Origin of the sequence: Komarekiella delphini-convector SJRDD-AB1, from assembly GCF_014831675.1 — a bacterium.
GTDB lineage: Bacteria > Cyanobacteriota > Cyanobacteriia > Cyanobacteriales > Nostocaceae > Komarekiella.
On record NZ_VJXY01000009.1, the window covers coordinates 1 to 17,355 of the forward strand.

17 protein-coding genes and 1 pseudogene are annotated in these 17,355 nt (G+C 41.1%); 8 read left to right on the forward strand and 10 right to left on the reverse strand.

Annotated features, from left to right (window positions below; genetic code table 11):
* Together FNW02_RS40115 and FNW02_RS10300 are read left to right on the forward strand one after the other, a co-directional pair.
* Nucleotides 1–114 (forward strand): annotated as a pseudogene (locus FNW02_RS40115) (IS982 family transposase); the annotation flags it as partial.
* Between the two features lie 889 nt (nt 115–1,003).
* Nucleotides 1,004–2,785 (forward strand): glycosyltransferase family 39 protein, encoded by a 1,782-nt coding sequence (locus FNW02_RS10300; RefSeq protein WP_191757619.1) that lies wholly within the window; start codon nt 1,004–1,006, stop codon nt 2,783–2,785.
* Between the two features lie 46 nt (nt 2,786–2,831).
* Here the strand turns inward: FNW02_RS10300 and FNW02_RS10305 are convergent, their stop codons facing one another.
* A complete protein-coding gene (locus tag FNW02_RS10305) occupies nt 2,832–3,434 on the reverse strand; it encodes a DUF3318 domain-containing protein (protein WP_191757457.1) in 603 nt (200 codons plus the stop codon).
* A gap of 319 nt (nt 3,435–3,753) precedes the next feature.
* Here FNW02_RS10305 and FNW02_RS10310 point away from each other — a divergent pair, with 319 nt between their 5' ends.
* A complete protein-coding gene (locus FNW02_RS10310) occupies nt 3,754–4,014 on the forward strand; it encodes a hypothetical protein (RefSeq protein WP_191757458.1) in 261 nt (86 codons plus the stop codon).
* Nucleotides 4,015–4,117: 103 nt separating this feature from the next.
* On the opposite strand, the gene FNW02_RS10315 is transcribed toward FNW02_RS10310, so the two are convergent.
* The 5 genes from FNW02_RS10315 to FNW02_RS10335 all read right to left on the reverse strand — a co-directional run bounded on the left by FNW02_RS10315 (nt 4,118) and on the right by FNW02_RS10335 (nt 10,043).
* On the reverse strand, nt 4,118–5,743 hold the full coding sequence (locus FNW02_RS10315) for an iron uptake porin (RefSeq protein WP_191757459.1): 1,626 nt from the start codon (nt 5,741–5,743) through the stop codon (nt 4,118–4,120).
* Nucleotides 5,744–5,887: 144 nt separating this feature from the next.
* The gene (locus FNW02_RS10320; RefSeq protein ID WP_191757460.1) at nt 5,888–6,496 is read right to left on the reverse strand and encodes a Crp/Fnr family transcriptional regulator; all 609 of its coding nucleotides are present in this window, start codon (nt 6,494–6,496) and stop codon (nt 5,888–5,890) included.
* A 709-nt stretch (nt 6,497–7,205) separates the two neighbouring features.
* Nucleotides 7,206–7,877, reverse strand: a complete 672-nt coding sequence (gene phoU / locus FNW02_RS10325) for a phosphate signaling complex protein PhoU (RefSeq protein ID WP_191757461.1) — start codon at nt 7,875–7,877, stop codon at nt 7,206–7,208.
* Nucleotides 7,878–7,905: 28 nt separating this feature from the next.
* Nucleotides 7,906–9,237, reverse strand: coding sequence for a sensor histidine kinase (locus FNW02_RS10330; RefSeq protein ID WP_191757462.1), 1,332 nt, complete (start codon nt 9,235–9,237; stop codon nt 7,906–7,908).
* Nucleotides 9,238–9,290: 53 nt separating this feature from the next.
* Complete coding sequence (locus FNW02_RS10335) at nt 9,291–10,043, reverse strand: winged helix-turn-helix domain-containing protein (protein WP_191757620.1); 753 nt, start codon at nt 10,041–10,043, stop codon at nt 9,291–9,293.
* 476 nt (nt 10,044–10,519) lie between these two features.
* Between FNW02_RS10335 and FNW02_RS39520 the strand changes: the two genes are divergently transcribed.
* Nucleotides 10,520–10,651: a hypothetical protein gene (locus FNW02_RS39520; protein WP_263627728.1), complete on the forward strand. Its 132-nt coding sequence runs from the start codon at nt 10,520–10,522 to the stop codon at nt 10,649–10,651.
* 1,130 nt (nt 10,652–11,781) lie between these two features.
* Here the strand turns inward: FNW02_RS39520 and hisA are convergent.
* Genes hisA through FNW02_RS10350 form a run of 3 tightly spaced genes read right to left on the reverse strand, consistent with a single transcriptional unit; the run spans nt 11,782 to nt 13,238 of the window.
* Complete coding sequence (gene hisA / locus FNW02_RS10340; protein ID WP_191757463.1) at nt 11,782–12,555, reverse strand: 1-(5-phosphoribosyl)-5-[(5-phosphoribosylamino)methylideneamino]imidazole-4-carboxamide isomerase; 774 nt, start codon at nt 12,553–12,555, stop codon at nt 11,782–11,784.
* Nucleotides 12,556–12,594: 39 nt separating this feature from the next.
* Nucleotides 12,595–12,897, reverse strand: coding sequence for a DUF3593 domain-containing protein (locus FNW02_RS10345; protein WP_191757464.1), 303 nt, complete (start codon nt 12,895–12,897; stop codon nt 12,595–12,597).
* Complete coding sequence (locus FNW02_RS10350) at nt 12,897–13,238, reverse strand: DUF2499 domain-containing protein (RefSeq protein WP_191757465.1); 342 nt, start codon at nt 13,236–13,238, stop codon at nt 12,897–12,899. Before FNW02_RS10350 ends, FNW02_RS10345 begins: the two co-directional genes overlap by 1 nt.
* Nucleotides 13,239–13,543: 305 nt before the next feature.
* Between FNW02_RS10350 and csaB the strand changes: the two genes are divergently transcribed.
* The 3 genes from csaB to FNW02_RS39900 all read left to right on the forward strand — a co-directional run bounded on the left by csaB (nt 13,544) and on the right by FNW02_RS39900 (nt 15,423).
* Complete coding sequence (gene csaB / locus FNW02_RS10355; RefSeq protein WP_191757621.1) at nt 13,544–14,581, forward strand: polysaccharide pyruvyl transferase CsaB; 1,038 nt, start codon at nt 13,544–13,546, stop codon at nt 14,579–14,581.
* 144 nt (nt 14,582–14,725) lie between these two features.
* A complete protein-coding gene (locus tag FNW02_RS10360) occupies nt 14,726–15,043 on the forward strand; it encodes a hypothetical protein (RefSeq protein WP_191757466.1) in 318 nt (105 codons plus the stop codon).
* A 158-nt stretch (nt 15,044–15,201) separates the two neighbouring features.
* Nucleotides 15,202–15,423, forward strand: a complete 222-nt coding sequence (locus FNW02_RS39900; RefSeq protein WP_348535383.1) for a hypothetical protein — start codon at nt 15,202–15,204, stop codon at nt 15,421–15,423.
* A 189-nt stretch (nt 15,424–15,612) separates the two neighbouring features.
* On the opposite strand, the gene pgeF is transcribed toward FNW02_RS39900, so the two are convergent.
* A complete protein-coding gene (gene pgeF / locus FNW02_RS10370; RefSeq protein WP_191757467.1) occupies nt 15,613–16,398 on the reverse strand; it encodes a peptidoglycan editing factor PgeF in 786 nt (261 codons plus the stop codon).
* A gap of 77 nt (nt 16,399–16,475) precedes the next feature.
* Here pgeF and FNW02_RS10375 point away from each other — a divergent pair, with 77 nt between their 5' ends.
* Complete coding sequence (locus FNW02_RS10375) at nt 16,476–17,288, forward strand: biotin--[acetyl-CoA-carboxylase] ligase (protein ID WP_191757468.1); 813 nt, start codon at nt 16,476–16,478, stop codon at nt 17,286–17,288.
* Nucleotides 17,289–17,355: the final 67 nt, after the last annotated feature.

The window sequence follows — 17,355 nt, forward strand, 5'->3', positions numbered from 1 at the left end:
CATCGCAGCCCCGTTAATTTTTGTGTTAACGTTTTATGCGGATTAATCGCTTATTGTCATCAACCTAAGAAACCTAGTCTTCAACTGGAGTGGCTCTTGCCTTCTTATCTTTAACCCGAACTCAGGTTAACTATTATAAAAATATTGATAAAGCAAATAACAGGTAATAATATCAGCATTTTCAAGCAAGATAATATGTTATTTTCATTCAGATTAATCAAGTTATAGACAACAATAGTTTACGACAAAAATATGTTAATTAAAACTATAAAATATTTTGACCAATGATTCTTTATTGGTACAAGCCTCCAGATTTATTCGTGGAATCAATAAAATATCCAAAATTTCCAAGCTCCCAGATTGATCCGTGGGGTCAATCCAAAATCTGTCTTGGAAAGTTCTGAGCGGAGGCTTCCTGCGATCAGACTTTCTGCATAATCTAAAATCTAAAATTGTCTGACTGATTTGATATTTCTGAAAACCCAGTGGTTATTTAACTATATGCGTAGGTGGTAAGCGATATTTTAAAACTGATTTTTGAGGATTTGCAGTATCCACCGGAGGTGTTGAGGCAACTGTATCGTAGGATTGAAAGGGGCGCAGATTTGACAATAGCTAGTCATCAATAAAAGGAGGCGGTGTAAGTAGTTAGAGAGTTGTCGAAGGTTTTTTATCCCGTGTGCATCGGAGTGCGATCGCAAGTACAACGCCCAATGATATAAAATTCTCTTGCAGCTAATTGGACGGCAAAAATTAATTTAAATTGCTGAACTTGAAACCGAATCTGGCAAGTAACCGACGTGAAATAGTCACAAATGAAGATTTTTTAATCGAACTTAAATCTTAAATGTCAAGTCTAAGTAGAAATTGGCTTGTTGATGGCAGGGCTATGAAAGCTATTTTTTGGGGCGTATCTCAATTTTACAGAAGGATGATCTCGTTGCTACCTACCGATGCTAACCACCGTGTACCTTTAGCAGGTGAAACCTCTGCCTCACAACAAATGCATTTGCATAATTGGCAGGCTTTTCTCCTTTCTCGCTGGCTTCACCCCTTGCTTTGTTTGATGTGGTTGATTATCGGCATCAGCTTACGCCTAGCCAACTTGACTGCAAAGCCTCCTTGGACTGACGAGTTTTCTACTTTAGTATTTAGTTTGGGGAATAGTTTTTTAGAAGTACCCTTAGATCAAGCGATCGCTCCTGATATTTTATTGCAACCATTACAACCACAACCCGCCGCTAATATCCAAGATGTATGGGCACACTTGAGTCATGAAACTAACCATCCCCCACTTTACTTTGTCCTAGCTCATTGGTGGATGCAGTTATTTCCCACACAAGAGGGTTTAGTTTCTTTGTGGGGGGCGCGATCGCTTGCGGCTCTTTTCGGTGCTGCATCCATTCCAGCTATCTATGTCTTAAGCTGGTTAAGCTTTCGCTCTCGCTTGGTTGGCCATTTAGCCGCTGCCATGATGGCAGTATCACCCTACGGTATTTTTCTGGCACAAGAAGCGCGTCATTACACTTTGGCAATTTTGTGGGTGATTGCTTCCCTGGCTTGTTTGGTAATTACCACACGTCACATCAAAAACCGTACACAATTACCTATTTGGGTAGCAATCTCCTGGGTAGGAATTAATGCTTTAGGTATTGCCACTCATTACTTTTTTGCCCTTACCCTCTGCGCTGAAGCTTTAGTTTTGATTGTTCTGGCTTGGCAATATCAGGCTGGCGCAAAATTTTCTCTTCTTTTGTCGCATCCCTGGCGGCGTATCTATGCCGTTGCTGTTGGCACTTTTGTAGCAGGTGCAGTTTGGCTACCCATATTTTTACATAACAGTTATGGTAGTAAATTGACAGACTGGATACAGCAACCACGTGTCGGATTTGCTTGGTTAAGCCCGATTTTTCAAGCTTTTGCGGCATGGATAACCATGATTTACTTGCTACCAGTTGAAGCACCACAGCTAGCAATTGTAATCGCTTCAGGACTGGTGATGCTGATCTTCTTGATTTGGGCAGCACCGATCCTGGTTCGGGGGCTAAAATTTCAGCTACAGCAATCAGAGAATCGCTTGATGACTCAGGTATTAGCTGGGATAGTTGTGGGAGCGATCGCTTTATTCTTCATCTTTACGTACTTTCTTGGTATTGATTTAACAAGGGGTGCTCGTTATAACTTTGTTTACTTTCCAGCTGTCATAGTTTTACTTGGAGCTAGTCTTGCCGTTTGTTGGCGTTCTCCGAAAAAACTAATGAAAAGAACTTCCGCAGAAATAGCCAAATGGAAAGAAATTCGGAAGTCGAAAATTGATCCTCGAAACTTTGGCAGAATAACTGGTAAAAAAGCCGTGATGCTCATTTGGCTAATGGGATTTTTCAGTGCCATCACAGTTATTTGCAATCTTGGTTATCAAAAGTACTATCGTCCTGACCTTTTTGCACAGCTAATTCAGCAAACATCGCAAGTTCCAGTACTCATTGCCACCACCCAAATTACTCATGTGCATATTGGCGAAATGATGGGAGTAGCCAGGGAGTTTAAAATGCAGAATTCCCGTTTATCAGATATTCTGTTTCTCTTGGCTCATCAAGACCAAGACCCTAATACTTCTACAATTGCTTTAGAAAATAACTTAAAGACGCTACCACGACCTTTTGACTTATGGCTTGTAAATTTTCGTGCTCCTGTAGCAGAAGTCAACAAATGTGTTGCTAATACCCAATCTTTGCCATTAGTAAACGGCTATGATTACAAGATTTTTCATTGTAGGAAAGATTAATCAGGGTTACAGTTGATTACGAATTGAAGCAAAGTGACTTGTTTTTTCACTCAAAACTTTCAGGCATACCCACTGGTGACAAACCCGCGATCGCTCGTAAGTTTTGACAACGAATCAATTCAGTAAAATTTAAACCAGAACGTCCTTCAATCTTAGCTACCGCCTCAATTGCAGATAACAAATGTTCTGCTGCTTGAACTTCTGAATAACCGCGCCGTTGTCCTATGCGAATTGCTGCTGCATCAGCATTTAACTCTGACTCTTGAGATTTATTAGTGCGCCAAATGCGAGTCAGGGCGATCGCGCTTAATCCCCCAGCCACAGCTATACCTACTACATCTGACTGTGTTGATTCCAATAATCCACCTAAAAGCCCCACTAATACTACACCTTGATAAATATCGGGTTTAAACCACTTCACCCCTGTTAACCAGCTAACCATCTGTAATAACAGTAAATCCCGTTGCGGCTTCGTCAGGCGACGCCACAAATCGAAGTTAATATATATCGGTCGTTCTCGATTCCAGGGTAAGGGAAAATCAGCTTGTATTACCTTTGACTGCTGCGGTTTGCTAACGATTTTTGTGGTCATCCGACCAGAAGCAGGCATTACATCTAATAAACGTCGAATTTCAACATTTGGCTCCATATTTTTAATTATTAGCCATAATATGCACGGTGACTAATTCTGCAAAAGATAAACTTTTCGTGTTAATCTTTGATTTGTCAAACGTTATCACAGTATTTAAGAATAAACCTTCTGGTGGTGAAAACCTACGCAAACTAAGGTTTGTAAATAGAACAGACAAAGCTTTAAGCTCATCCCACCCCATCAAGGGGATGGGATTTCACGTTGATTGTTGACTGTTAACAGTTAACTGCGTCGGGGCGTCTTTCATCACCTACCGAGAAGGAATGGGTTTTACCGACGCCTTTTTATAACTATTAAGACTACACTTGATAAATACATGGACGCTTTTGCTCCCAACCCGCCTGAATGGACAAATAAGGCAACACACGCTTATGATTTTTGTTGTCCTAACTGCCACTCAAGCAGCCTAGAAGCTGCAAAAGTTTGGCTGAATCGGCGATCGCCTGTCATGACAGAAGACCGTCGCCGCAAATGGCAGGAGTTCTACTATTGTCATTGTGATTTTGTCTGGTGGGCTTGGAGTAGCGATCGCCCCCCAACAGATATATCTAATCAGCGAGATTATAACTCTATGTAATCCCGTTTTTTCCTAAACAAAAACCCGCACAAAGGCGGGCTTTTATTTATCAAATTAGCTAGTAGCGAACATTTAAGTACTCACTACTAACTCATAAACAGTTTTAGAAAGTGAAAGTGGTACGCAGTGTACCTATATAAATGGTGTCATTCGCGTCGTTGTGCTCAGGATTGAAGATCACCAATACACCAGGAGTTACGGCAATGTTATCGGTGAGTTTCACTTTGTAGAGAGCTTCTGCATGATAAGATGTGTCTGGATCTTCTCTACCTGCAATATCATTACTAGTGACTGTGGGTGATTGACCAAAGATCAAACCAAGCAAGTTTCCTTCTCTACCAAAATCTTTAAGACCTAGGGTCGCAGCCCAGTAAAACAAGTCTGCATCACTACCTCTAGTTGCACCGGCTTCAGATTTGGCGGTTGTATAACCAACCCAACCACCAACGGTTAATGCTGAGCTGGGCTGGAAGGTAGCTTGTACCCCATAGTGGTTTGCTGAAGTAGCAACACCATTACCAAAGGGGCGGACAGCGAAGGCACTACCTGTGCTTCCCGTCAGGTTAATATCGTTGGGGTTCCCAGCAGTTGTAAGATCAGGATCTCTACCACCATCGTAAGTGTGAGCGTATGTGAAACCTATATTGAAAGCTTTACTAGGTTGGAATGCTATCTGTCCAAAGGCTGCATAGTCACCATCGGAAATTCCAAAACCGTCGTTGGGATTGCTAGCTCTGGGAGCCAGATAAGCACCCGACAAGCTAAGAGCACCACCAGGATTAAAGGTAACAGTTACACCAGCACCACCAGAACCTTGGCGATAAATAGGGCTGAAACGTCCATAGCGAGAGATAGCGCCTGAACCGCTGCTTCTAAAGTCAGGGTTAAAGACGTTGACGTTTTCGTAGAACTCAGCACCAGTGGCTTCAACCTTGATACGCAATGCATCATTGAAGTTAAAAGCATAGTTAACTTTATCGATTTCAACACCGTTGCCGGTATCAGCCTCATAACCCAAGCGGGTCATGTTAGTACCCGTTACAGTATTATTTTGGACAATATTGCCGGATTGTAAACGAACTTGCAACTTGTCTTTACCAGTGAAGCTGCTTTCCAAACTCAAACGCACGCGATTAGAGAAAACAGTGTTGGAATTTAAGTCACCACCGCCAGCTCTCTCATCTCCGAAAGCATCAGATACGTTGAAGATCGCTTCTCCAACCAATTTAGTGGTGGTAGAAAACTGATTAGCTTCCAGTTCCGAAGTGCGGGCTTCTAAACCATCAACGCGACCGCGCAAGGTTGCAAGCTCAGCGGAAAATTCTTCTTGTAAACGCTGTAAGGTAGCTAGGTCTTGCTTAGTTACCAAGTCAGCTGTGGCTGTAGCAATCAGTTCATTAACCCGATCTAAACAGGCATTCAAACCTGCGGCAAATTCGTAACGGGTCAAAGCACGATTACCACGATAAGTACCATTGGGATAACCTGCAATACAGCCGTAGCGCTCAACTAGTGACTGCAAAGCTTGGAATGCCCAATCTGTAGGTTGTACATCCGAGAACTGAGAAACAGATGTTACCTGACCAAGGCTATTAGATTCTTCTTGAGATAGTTGGGCAACAGTTGTTACTTGTTCCTTAGTTTCCGCAGCTAAAGTGCTGTTAGCAGCAAAAAATGTAGCTACGATAACTGGACTGACCTTCAACACATTCCAAAATAGTTTTGTCATGTTTTTACTCTCACTCACACCTAAATAAATCCAAACTTATGGTAAAATTTCAAGAACCTTTTTTTCAGGAATTTCACTCACAATTTCCGCACCAATTATACCTTATTTTTATTAATTCTCACAAGTCAAAACTACAGTTTTGAACTATAGTTTAGTTAATTGCTTTGGTAAACGCAGAATGATACGTCGTTTGTGGCGTAAAAGCACTCCTTCTTCCTCAAACTGCTGTAATAGCCGTGTTACTGTTACTCTCGTAGTATTCAATACCTCTGATATTTCTTGATGAGTAACATTTAGATCTATTAGCTTGCCTTGTTCTACATCACGGCCAAATTTCTCACTTAACCACACTAAAAATTGCCATATACGTAATGACATTGGTTTGCGATGTACTATACTTAACAGTTCTTCTGCCTGCTGAATATGAGATAACAAAGCATTGACATCTTGATGCCAAAGATGAGGTGGTACAATGCTAACTTCCACGCTTGTCAGACATTCAATCTGGTAAGGCATAACTTTAGAAAAAGAGTAGCCAATCAGATCCTCAGGGCCCCAATAACCTAGAGTTACAAATGTTCCGTCTTCACTCCAGGTTAAAGTACGAACTGCTCCGCGTTCAATGCGCCACAGTACATCATTCCGAGGTGGAATAACTTCCCGACGGCTAAAGAGACGTTGAGGTAAATGGCCACCTAAAGCAGAATTATTCGACGCAACAGAATAGTTAGGAGTAAGACTTGTGGAATACATGATTGCAAGGTTTGAAAGAGCGGAACTATTTAATTTAATTAATTTAAAAATTTATTAGATATATCCTGGTAATTTTTTATGAACTACTATGTGGCTAAATAGCTTCAAGATTATTTAATACTAATGTTTGTAATTGTTAAATTTAACTTGAATACTATAAGTGCTATTACACAATCAACTCTGGTTACTTTAATCGTGTAAGTTTAAGAACAGGTAAGCTTTTAGTGAAATGTATGTTATTCAACTAATTTTTAATTTTTTTTTAATAAAATTTAGGACTTACGCAAGAACTCTCTGAAACTCTTATTTCTTCTCTGCGTTCGCGCAGCGTGTCGCAGACAGACGCTTTGCGTAGCTTGCTTCTTTGCAGGAGTTATGTGTTTTTGCGTCCTTAGCGGTATGCCTCCGGCACGCTACGCGAACGTTTTTTTATGATTTTGCGTAAGTCCTGAAAATTATTAGGACTAGCCTGTTGCTTGAACAACTGCTCATAAGCTGTTATGCATTTAAATTGCACATTACCTCGACATTCAGGTTGACTGTTAACCGTTAACTGTCAACAGTCAACAGTTAACAACTACAAAGAGTAGTTATGCAATTGAGACGCGCATTAGCTTACTATCATGAGCGTCGGCTTTCGACACTCAGGTTTCTTTATGGGCACGACTGGCTGCCCGATTTATTATCTCAAAGCTCTAATAAGCTCTAATTAAGAGCGCTGACCAGTAACGATGTATGCCACTCTTTGACCAATATTAGTAGCATGATCTGCCATGCGTTCTAAACAACGAATCGCCAATGCCAGCAGCACAATCGGCTCGACGACACCTTGAACATCCCGTTGGTGGGCTAAAGTCTGATAAACGCGATCGTATGCATCGTCTACAGTATCATCTAAGTGCTTTAAACTTCGTCCACCAACTTCATCCAAATCTGCTAAAGCCCCCAAGCTAGTTGCTAGCATCGCCTGAGCATGAAGGGACATGGCTTCAATCTCTGATAAACATGTATGAGGCGGATAAGGAAAGATTTTGATTGCAATCTCAGCTAAGTCCTTAGCATAATCGCCAATGCGCTCTAAGTCTCGCACAAGCTGCATAAAAGCACTCAAACATCGTAAATCTTGGGCTGTTGGCGCTTGCAGCGTCATGATTGCTGTACAGTCTGATTCTATTTGTCTATAAAAGCGATCAATTTTTTTATCTAATCGGGGAAGTTTCTCAGCAGCCGTTAAGCTACGGGCAAATAACGCTTGGTGGCTAAGGCGAAATGAATTTTCTACCAAAGCTCCCATACTCAATACATCCCGCTCTAAGCGCCTAATGGCGCGTGCTAGCTGGGGTGGTCTTTGAGAATCAGGATTAGAATGGACAGCTTTCACACTACTTGTAGTCTCAGTGAAGATATTATTAACTATAGTCTTGGCTTTGAGAGTTTGCCATAACTTCAGGAAGTTGTAGTTGCATCCATGCACCACCCGTTTCTGGATGGTTCATAGCTTTAATTGAACCACCGTGGGCGAGAACAATTTCCCAGACGATCGCTAAACCCAAACCATTACCAACAATCGTTCCTATCGAATTACTTTCTTGCAATGGCGAGTGAGTTCGCGCTTTATCTCCTCGGTAAAATCGCTCAAAAATATGGGGTAAATCTGCTTGCGAAAAACCTACTCCCGAATCAATAAGATTTATTTCCAAAACTCGGTTAGCAGGATCGCCTTGATGAGTATTCTCTCTCGATAAGATTTTCGCTTGGACGTGAATGGTTGTCTGAGGAGAACTGTACTTAATGCTGTTATCGAGTAAGTTGAGAAAAACTTGGTAAATGCGGGCTTGATCTGCTTTAATCCAAAGATTATCAGGCCCAGAATAGCTAAGAGAAACATTTTGCTTCTGTGCCAACGGTTCTAATGTTTCCCATACACATGCAATTAGCGATCGCACTTCCACAGCTTCAGTTTGCAACTGAATAGCTGGGTTTGCTTCCATTTGAGTCAGTTCCAACCAGCTTTGCACTAAGTTAATCAACCGATCAACTTCCTGCATCAGGCGGTTAACCCAGCGATCAAAAGGTGGTTCTAAGCGGTTTTGTAACGTTTCCACAACTAGACGAATCGAAGTTAGCGGCGTTCTCAGTTCGTGAGCTAAATCAGAAAAAGAACGGTCTCGTGCTTGATTTATATCCAGTAGAGGTTGGCGGTTTTCTAAAAATACTCCCACTTGTCCTTGAGGCAAGGGTAAACTAGACGCTCGCAAAGTCAGAGATTTTATTGTTTGCATCTGTGCTGCATTATCACAAGAAGGGTGAAATACCCACTCTCTCGTCTGGGGTTTTTGCCAATCACGAGTTTGCTCAATTAAATGATCAAGTTCATAAGACCTTACCAACTCCAGTAACAAGCGCACCTGTCCTGGTTGCCATCTTTGCAAGTACAAAATTTCCTGCGCTTGCTGATTACACCACAGCAGTTGATTTTCTTCATCCACCTGCAAATATCCTACTGGTGCAAAATCTAACAGGTCTTGATAAGTTTGTAATGACTGTTGCAAATCTTGCCGCAGCTGCTTCACCATCACTATTTTTTGCCACAAGCGAGGCATAAGTGGCAAATCCACCTTAGAATAACGGCAGGATAGTGATTGGAGTGCTCGCCCTAGGTAGCGGTTTAATTTAATCTGTTGCCAAACCCAAAACCCAATGCCTATCGCTAAGCCCAGAAAAAATCCCAATAAAAACATTTGAGTTGTTAGTTTCTTGGTGATTATTAAAAACTAGCAACTATCTCAACTAATTATCCAAACCTATAGCCAAAACCTCTCACAGTCACAATATATTCAGGGTGACTAGGGTCTTGCTCTAGTTTCTCGCGTAACCAGCGGATGTGAACGTCTACAGTTTTACTATCCCCGACGAAATCTGGGCCCCAAACTTGATCCAGCAGTTGTTCCCGCGACCATACCCGACGGGCATAACTCATAAACAGTTCCAGTAAGCGGAACTCTTTAGGAGATAAACTTACCTCTTGACCACGAACCAATACGCGGCACTCTTGAGGGTTCAAAGCGACATCTTTATATTTTAATACAGGTAGTTGCGGCAAAGTACTCAGGCGTTGGCGGCGTAATAAAGCTCGACAACGTGCTACTAGCTCACGCATACTAAAGGGTTTAGTGAGATAGTCATCTGCCCCCACTTCTAACCCCAGAACTCTGTCTGTTTCACTACCCTTAGCACTCAGCATTAAAATTGGTACTGGGTTTCCTTGATGACGCAATAACCTACAAATATCTAGCCCATTGATCTGAGGCAGCATCAAATCAAGAATAATCAAGTCAAAGGGGAGATCTCCTGAGTTTGGTTCAAAATTTTTGAGATACTCTATGGCAGACCGCCCATCAGGGGCAGTTATTACCCCATAACCTTCCTCTTCCAATGCTACAGCTAGCATCTCTTGGATTAGTTCTTCATCTTCTACTACTAAAATGCGGCTGGCTTGACCGATATCCGCTCTAGTAGAATACTTTGTTGATTCACTGGTATACATTGATATCATAAAAATCTGGGACTGTACTTGTATCAATATGATAATTGAGTCAATTATCTAGTCTCAGTGCATCCACACTTTTGGGGTGGAGAATTTCTTTACAATACGTAACATACATAACAGTACCCTCTATATTGTAAATCAATGTGGCTACAAGCCAATAAAGTCTTTGTGTCTTTGAAAGTTTTGAAATTCCCAAATAAATTTGATTCTGTCTTGACAATAGCAGATAAGGTTAAGTATATCTAACTTAGTACAAAAATACTATAAAATCTCAAGAATAAGCTATACCTAAAAAACAACAGGACACTGTACTAAAAGTTGAGTTCACAATCAAGTTTCATGTGTTTCATTAATCCAGTATTTGTACTACGCTAAAAATATTAGTTTCAAGGCTACTCTGATATCTGCATCGGGTAATTGTTGGTATGACTAGCTACCCCGTAATTCATTGTTTATTCAAAGGAGTTGAAGTTATGACTAAAGTTGCAGTGCAGGATAGTAAACAACAACTAATACAAGCATTTCAATATGTTGTAAATAGGGAAAAGCTAGAACAACTTCAATCGTATAAAGATTTATTAGCTAAAAAACCCAGCAATAAATAGAAGGATATCAATATTAGAAAAAATCGTAAACTTAATACAGATGCTTACAAGGCAAAAAAACGCCAGCAACAAAGAGAAATAGTATAAGGCTGTCAACAGAAAGAGAAAGACTGGATAGAACGGAAAAAATTTTTGACTGAAGTCAAACAATATTTGTGGAGTATCAACAAAAATTAGAATTTTCTGATTAACTGAAAGAAGTAGTTAAAAAATTTAGAGAATAAGCAATTAAAGAAATAAGTATTGAGAACAAACTATTACCAATTAAGAAAAAATTCAAAACTTTTCTAAATAGCTTGGATCTATCCTCAAACAAGTCCAAAATTTGGCAGTAAAGTTATTGAAGGAACTACAAATATCAATTCATATCAGGCAATAAAAGAAATAGCTTTAAAACAGGCAAAAAGTCAAATTAAAAAGAAATAATCAAGTTACATTATGGAGACGTAGCTCTAGTTACGTCTCTATAACTAACTATGATTTTATATTTGAGGTTTTTTAATTGGTTTTTTTAATTCAGTCTTACGCGGTTTACCCAGAGTGTTAGGGGGTTGTGGTTTATCTCCTCTGTGATGTTGCTCGTGTTCTTGGTTAGACATAAAACTACAATTTTAAGTTAACTATAAATTTAGCTACATTGTAAGTATTATCGATTCCAGAAATATATCATAATAAATTTGTTTTTAAAGAAAATAAAAAAATAGAGACGTTGTGATTCTTACGTCTCTAGAACAGAGGAAACCCATTATTTTTAATAATCATGAATAAAAGTTATATAAAATAAACTTTTGGTTAAAATTTTAAATCAAGTCATTAGTCAAGTTATTTGCAGCAGTTGAATTTTACTTTTCAAATGGGCATTACTAGGCTCAGTTTTAGGTGAATTGGCATTGTTAAGCAGTTGTTGGCAGACCATGAAAACAGATTCCATGACTTGGAACTCTCTACAAGTGGGGATACAAGAGTAGAAATTGTAAATCCGAAAATTTCAAAAGAATACAAGATTTTTGTCTGGTCAAGTGGCTTGTATTTTCAGGTAGTTTGGAAAGGTAAAACAGCTACGTTACAGATATGTCTCGACATAGAGACACATCTGTGCATTGGTTTAGATCAAGCAAAGGCAGAAAATGTCAAGCGAAGGTAGAAAAACCTAGGTTTGGTGGAATATCTTGAATTCTTCCTGGCCCGATCGCTCGCAATGCTTCTTTCAACAAAATATCTCCAGTATACAACGCACGACCTACTATTACACCAGTTACACCTTGAGGTTCTAACGCCAACAAACTTAACAAATCGGTAACAGAACTCACCCCGCCAGAAGCAATTACTGGGATGGAAATCGCCGCAGCAAGTTCTCGCAAAGCTTCTAAATTCGGGCCTGTGAGAGTACCATCACGATGGATATCTGTGTAGATAATGGCAGCTGCGCCCAATTCTTGCATTTGTACAGCCAGTTGAGTTGCTAAAACTTCCGAGGTTTCTAACCAACCGCGAGTAGCTACTTGGCCGTTACGGGCGTCAATGCCAATAATAATCTGTTTAGGAAATTCTTGGCAAAGTTCTTGTACTAACTGGGGTTGTTCTACAGCAATGGTTCCGAGAATTGCCCACTGTACGCCTAAATTGAACACTTGTTGCACACTAGCACGATCGCGCAATCCTCCACCCACTTCAATGGGCACTGATATTGCTTGAGCGATCGCTTCAATTGCCCCCAGATTTACTACTCTACCTGCTTTTGCACCATCTAAATCAACTATATGCAATCTAGTCGCACCCTGATCAACCCACTGTTTGGCAACATCAACAGGGTTTTCGCTAAAAACTTGCGATCGCTCATAGTCTCCCTGATAGAGTCGCACACAACGACCTTCTAGTAAATCAATCGCTGGAATTACATCCATTTACTTCTTCCTCATAACTTAATCCAGTTAAAATTCTTGCTATAGCTGGGTTTTTTTCGTTTTTAACTGCCTGACAGCTTGCCCAAAACCCAGTACAAGTAAGATGTTAGAAAGCGTCAAAAAAACTTCTGCACCGCCGTGCAACCAATCTACATCTGCTAAAGATTTGCCATAATGCAGTACAGCATAAATTCCCGCTGGGATAGTGATGGCAACAAATACTAGAGTGCCGTAAAATCCATATAGCGCTAAACGTGGCATTTGCTGACTGCGGCTAATAAACCACAAGAAACCCAAGTAGGGAAACAGTGAAAGGGCAAACAGGGTTTCTTTAGACATCATTACTCTGATTTAATAGGTTTTGGCTCAACAGTTTTAGTTACATTGTTGGCATTGGTGGAGCGCCAGATCAAAAACGCCGCTGCCCAAAGCGTAAAATTACCAACTAAGGTCATGGTAGCTTGAAGCGTTACCAGCCATTCTAGAGATTCGGCGTTGTCGAAATAATGCCAGGTACAAGCGCACATAGCGCTGACCAAAGCTGGTAACATGGCAAGGGACAATCCCCACCAAGTACGGTTATTAGTGAGTTCGCCGTAAGTCCAGATTAACCAAATGGCGGCAATCCACTCAATAACGCTAGAAATATGAATAATCCAGGTGGGAATTGAAAGGGCGTGCATAGGGAAGTTAGGAGACAGGAGATAGGAGATGGGAGATGGGAGATGGGAGTAGAGACGCGATTAATCGCGTCTCTACACGATTTAGGAGACAGGAGTTAGGAGTAATTAGTTATCTTGTCTTTTTATAAAATCATCTTCCCACAAGAAAATTCATCTTCTGTTGGTAGGATGGCTGATATCTCGTCCACTATTTAGAAAAAAGTTGATAATTTAAAATCTGTCTTGGAAAGTCTGAGCCAAGGAAATCTATCCTCAAACTTTTCGCAAAATCTAAAATTCAAAATCTAAAATCCAAAATGGTCAAGATGCGGGCGTTATTGTCTGGGTATTACGGCAAAGGTAATGGTGGTGACGAAGCTTTGTTGGCGACGCTCTTGCAAATGCTACCATCTCACGTGACGCCTGTGGTTCTTTCGGGCAATCCAGAGGAAACTCGCGATCGCTATAATGTTGAAACCCACAATCGCATGGCTGCGTTATCCGTACTGCAAGCTTTACGTTCTTGTGATGCTTTTATTTGGGGTGGTGGAAGTTTAATTCAAGATGTTACCAGTACCATAAGCCCATTTTATTATGGGGGGCTGATGACAGTGGCGCAGAAATTAGGTTTGAAAACTGTTGCTTGGGCCCAGGGTATTGGCCCGTTACTGCGTCCACAAACTCGCGCTTTGGCACAATACTCCTTCGGATATTGTACCAAAGTTAGTGTCCGCGATCACGCCAGTGCTAGTTTATTATCTGATTGGCAAATTCCTTGTATTCTTGCTCCTGACCCAGTTTGGGCGTTGGAATCTAAACCAGTACCAGGACTTTGGGATTTACCTGCGCCAAGAGTTGCTGTGACTTTGCGATCGCATCCCCAACTTACAGAAACACGTTTAGCAAATTTAACTCGTGCTTTGGTTGACTTTCAAAAAGCTACACAGGCTTTTATTTTACTGCTGCCATTTCAGAAAAGTGAAGATTTAAGTATTGCCGAAGCTATTCAACCATATCTTAAAGATGTCAGCCAGATTTTATGTCTGGAAGACCCACAACTTTTGAAAGGTGTATTTCGCGGTGTTGAGATGGCGATTGGAATGCGGCTACACAGCTTGATTATGGCTGCTGCTGAAGGTTGTCGCTGTTTTGCTCTTAGTTATGACCCTAAGGTAAATCGTCTGATGGAAGAGTTGGCAATACCTGGGTGGGATTTGGCGAGTTTGCCAGATGACCCCAATTTAATTAGTCTAACTTGGATGGAGCATTATGCTAATGGTGAGCCGTTATCACCAGAGCAAATCCAGTCTTTGATAGATCGTGCGTTAATGCACCGCGAGTTGTTGAGTGCAGCTTTAAGTTAAGTTGTTGTCTAGATATGAACAGGGAAACTTTTAGTTATGACGGCAAGCATAAAAACTTGCAGAAAGCTCTTGATATATAGTCTTTGGGAGGTACATTGAAATCACGCCATAATAAAATCACACGAGCGCGTACACTTTATTGATGTGACACAACTATCCCACCCACGACGCACCCGCATTCTACCAGCATCAATCTTAGCAACTGAAGAAGCACGCCACCGTCAGGAACAACGTGATGCTCTTGCTATGCGGTGTCGTGCTATTTTCGAGCGCTTACGTCCAACTCTGCTCGAAACGCATTACAACTGGCATATTGCCATAGACCCTGAAACAGAACACTACTTAATTGATCAAACACTCTTGGGGATAACGCAAAAAATTCGTGATGCTTATGGCAATACTAATGAAGTAAAACTTACCATATTTCGACTCAACGATACAGGAACCTGCGGCAGGTTATGATTGCAGGCTCGTTTGGGGATAGTGGTGAGTTATGATTTGAAATTCAACTTCTTGCTGCTAATGATGAGAAGTTTTTTGTTCAAGCTTTACTTGATACTGGGTTTACAGATGGGTGGTTAGCCGTCAATACCCAAGACTTGGAAGTATTGGAGTGGCCATTGATAGCCGCACAAATTGAAATGCGGACAGCACGTGGGGAAGCACGATTCGATATTTATGAAGGCAAACTCATTATCGACGAAACTGAAGTTATAATTCCCGTCCATGTTGGAGATGACATCCCTGATACCATCTTAGGTTCTTTATGGCTGGACATTATGCAGTTAGTTGTTAACAAACCAAAAGGGATATTAACCCTTGAGATGGTAGAAAGTACTTAAAGTCACAATCCTCAAGTTAGCGCTCTCAGATGAGAATTTAATTTGTAAGGTAGGAGTTAGAAACTAGGAACTAGGAAAGAAAGATTTTTTCGTGATTGATTGTCTTGAAAAAGTGCTAACTAAAAATATAGTTACTTTTAGTCGTTGATTCATTCATTATTGGTGTAAGCAAGTTGTGACAGATATTTACTAGTGACTTGTTTTGCCGCTAACAATTCCTGACCACTGAACTTTTTTCTCTTTTTCTCGGCGATAAGAAAAGAAATGCTCTGGAGTTTGGTAAGTACAGTATGGAGCGATCGCAACCTGTTCTGCACTAATCCCCATGTTTTCCATTTGTAAAGCATTTATCCGCCGGACATCTAGCCTTACCTTACCTGGATTTGGATCTTCTAGCAAGGGTGAATTAGGTAGCTCATGCAACGCGGCAACAATTTTTTGTTCGTCGTCATGTGGTATAATACTAGCCCCAATTTCAGCAGCTACGTCAACAGAAACTTGATAGACCTCACCAGCGATCGCCGGGCCCATTGCAATGCGTAAATCATCGAGTTTGCTGCCTTGGGATTGTAAGCGAGCGATCGCCAGAGGTACAATCTTCTTGGCAGTACCCCGCCACCCCGCATGTAATGCTGCCACTTGTCCAGTTTTCACATCCCCAATCAACACGGGTGTACAATCTGCACTAGCCACCCATACCGTTTGTAAAGGCTGCTCGCTAATTAAACCATCTGCCGATGCTAAATCATCTTCACCCGAACTTAACTTTTTATTAATTTCTTGTGGGGTAAGAACAGTATTGCCATGAACCTGCTTCAAGCGATAGACTGATGCCTCTGGTTGCAGTACTTCTGTCAGACTTTGTGGCGAACGCGGCCAAAATTGCTGGGTAAAGAAGCCGTGATGCCAAAATTCTAAGAGACTACAAGTCAGATAAGGCAGTCCTTCCCAATTGCGCCAATGCCAAGTGTGCATCTTGAACCAAACCTAAACAGAAACCACTTATCAGCCAATTAATGCTAACTTGAACAACGGGATTTGGGTCAACTGCTGTGGAATTTAATCGGCAAAACTTGGAATCATCCCTAAAAGCAGGGCGTAAATCTCGATATTTACCATTTTCCCTACACATTTTTGAAAGCGTCTGTTCTACTAACCAAACCCTTTGGGACTTGCTCGCTCAGGGGGCTGAAGCCGGTTCTGTAGTAATTGCGACTCAGCAAACTGCTGGGCGGGGACAATGGGGACGCCAATGGGTTTCTCCTTCTGGAGGATTATATCTTTCGGTTGCGATCGCTCCTAAAATAGAAGCTACCGATAGCTACCAGCTAACTTTGGCTAGTGCTTGGGGAGTTGCTTGGCAATTGCGAAAGTGTGGTGTGAGTGTTGGAATTAAATGGCCTAATGATTTAGTCTTAAATAATCGTAAATTAGGCGGCATTCTAACAGAAACCAAAGTAAACAAAGGAAAAATCACCCAAGCAGTGATAGGTGTTGGTATCAACTGGACAAACCCAGTACCAAAAACCGGAATCAATCTGGAATCGTGGCAAACTTCGCAACATTCCAGTCCCATTTCCTGTCTGGAAATGCTAACCTCTAAGGTTTTACTAGGAATAGAATCCGGTATAGAGTGCCTTTTCCAAGAAGGAATAAGCATACTCTTGCCTCGCTATTTGGATTTGCTTACAAACATAGGTGATCAGGTATACGTAAATAATCTTTCAGGCATTGTAGTTGGAGTAACTCCTCAAGGGAATTTACGAGTGGATCTAGAAACACATGATACAAACGAACTAATAAAACCAGAAATTTACGTTGAACCCGGTACAATCAGTTTGGGTTACAGTAAATCTTCCGTTTAAATTTGAGGTTTGTTTAAAATTTCGCTCTTTGGGCAAGACAAACCACTGACATCATCTGTTTATGCTA

Coding starts and splice junctions, on each gene's coding strand:
- FNW02_RS10350 (WP_191757465.1), bottom strand. CDS start 13,238: ATGCACGCCCTTTCAATTCCCACCTGGATTATTCATATTTCTAGCGTT.
- FNW02_RS10305 (WP_191757457.1), bottom strand. CDS start 3,434: ATGGAGCCAAATGTTGAAATTCGACGTTTATTAGATGTAATGCCTGCT.
- FNW02_RS10330 (WP_191757462.1), bottom strand. CDS start 9,237: ATGTTTTTATTGGGATTTTTTCTGGGCTTAGCGATAGGCATTGGGTTT.
- csaB (WP_191757621.1), top strand. CDS start 13,544: ATGCGGGCGTTATTGTCTGGGTATTACGGCAAAGGTAATGGTGGTGAC.
- pgeF (WP_191757467.1), bottom strand. CDS start 16,398: ATGCACACTTGGCATTGGCGCAATTGGGAAGGACTGCCTTATCTGACT.
- FNW02_RS10300 (WP_191757619.1), top strand. CDS start 1,004: ATGCATTTGCATAATTGGCAGGCTTTTCTCCTTTCTCGCTGGCTTCAC.
- FNW02_RS10335 (WP_191757620.1), bottom strand. CDS start 10,043: ATGTATACCAGTGAATCAACAAAGTATTCTACTAGAGCGGATATCGGT.
- FNW02_RS10345 (WP_191757464.1), bottom strand. CDS start 12,897: ATGATGTCTAAAGAAACCCTGTTTGCCCTTTCACTGTTTCCCTACTTG.
- FNW02_RS10310 (WP_191757458.1), top strand. CDS start 3,754: ATGGACGCTTTTGCTCCCAACCCGCCTGAATGGACAAATAAGGCAACA.
- FNW02_RS39520 (WP_263627728.1), top strand. CDS start 10,520: ATGACTAAAGTTGCAGTGCAGGATAGTAAACAACAACTAATACAAGCA.
- FNW02_RS10315 (WP_191757459.1), bottom strand. CDS start 5,743: ATGACAAAACTATTTTGGAATGTGTTGAAGGTCAGTCCAGTTATCGTA.
- hisA (WP_191757463.1), bottom strand. CDS start 12,555: ATGGATGTAATTCCAGCGATTGATTTACTAGAAGGTCGTTGTGTGCGA.
- FNW02_RS10320 (WP_191757460.1), bottom strand. CDS start 6,496: ATGTATTCCACAAGTCTTACTCCTAACTATTCTGTTGCGTCGAATAAT.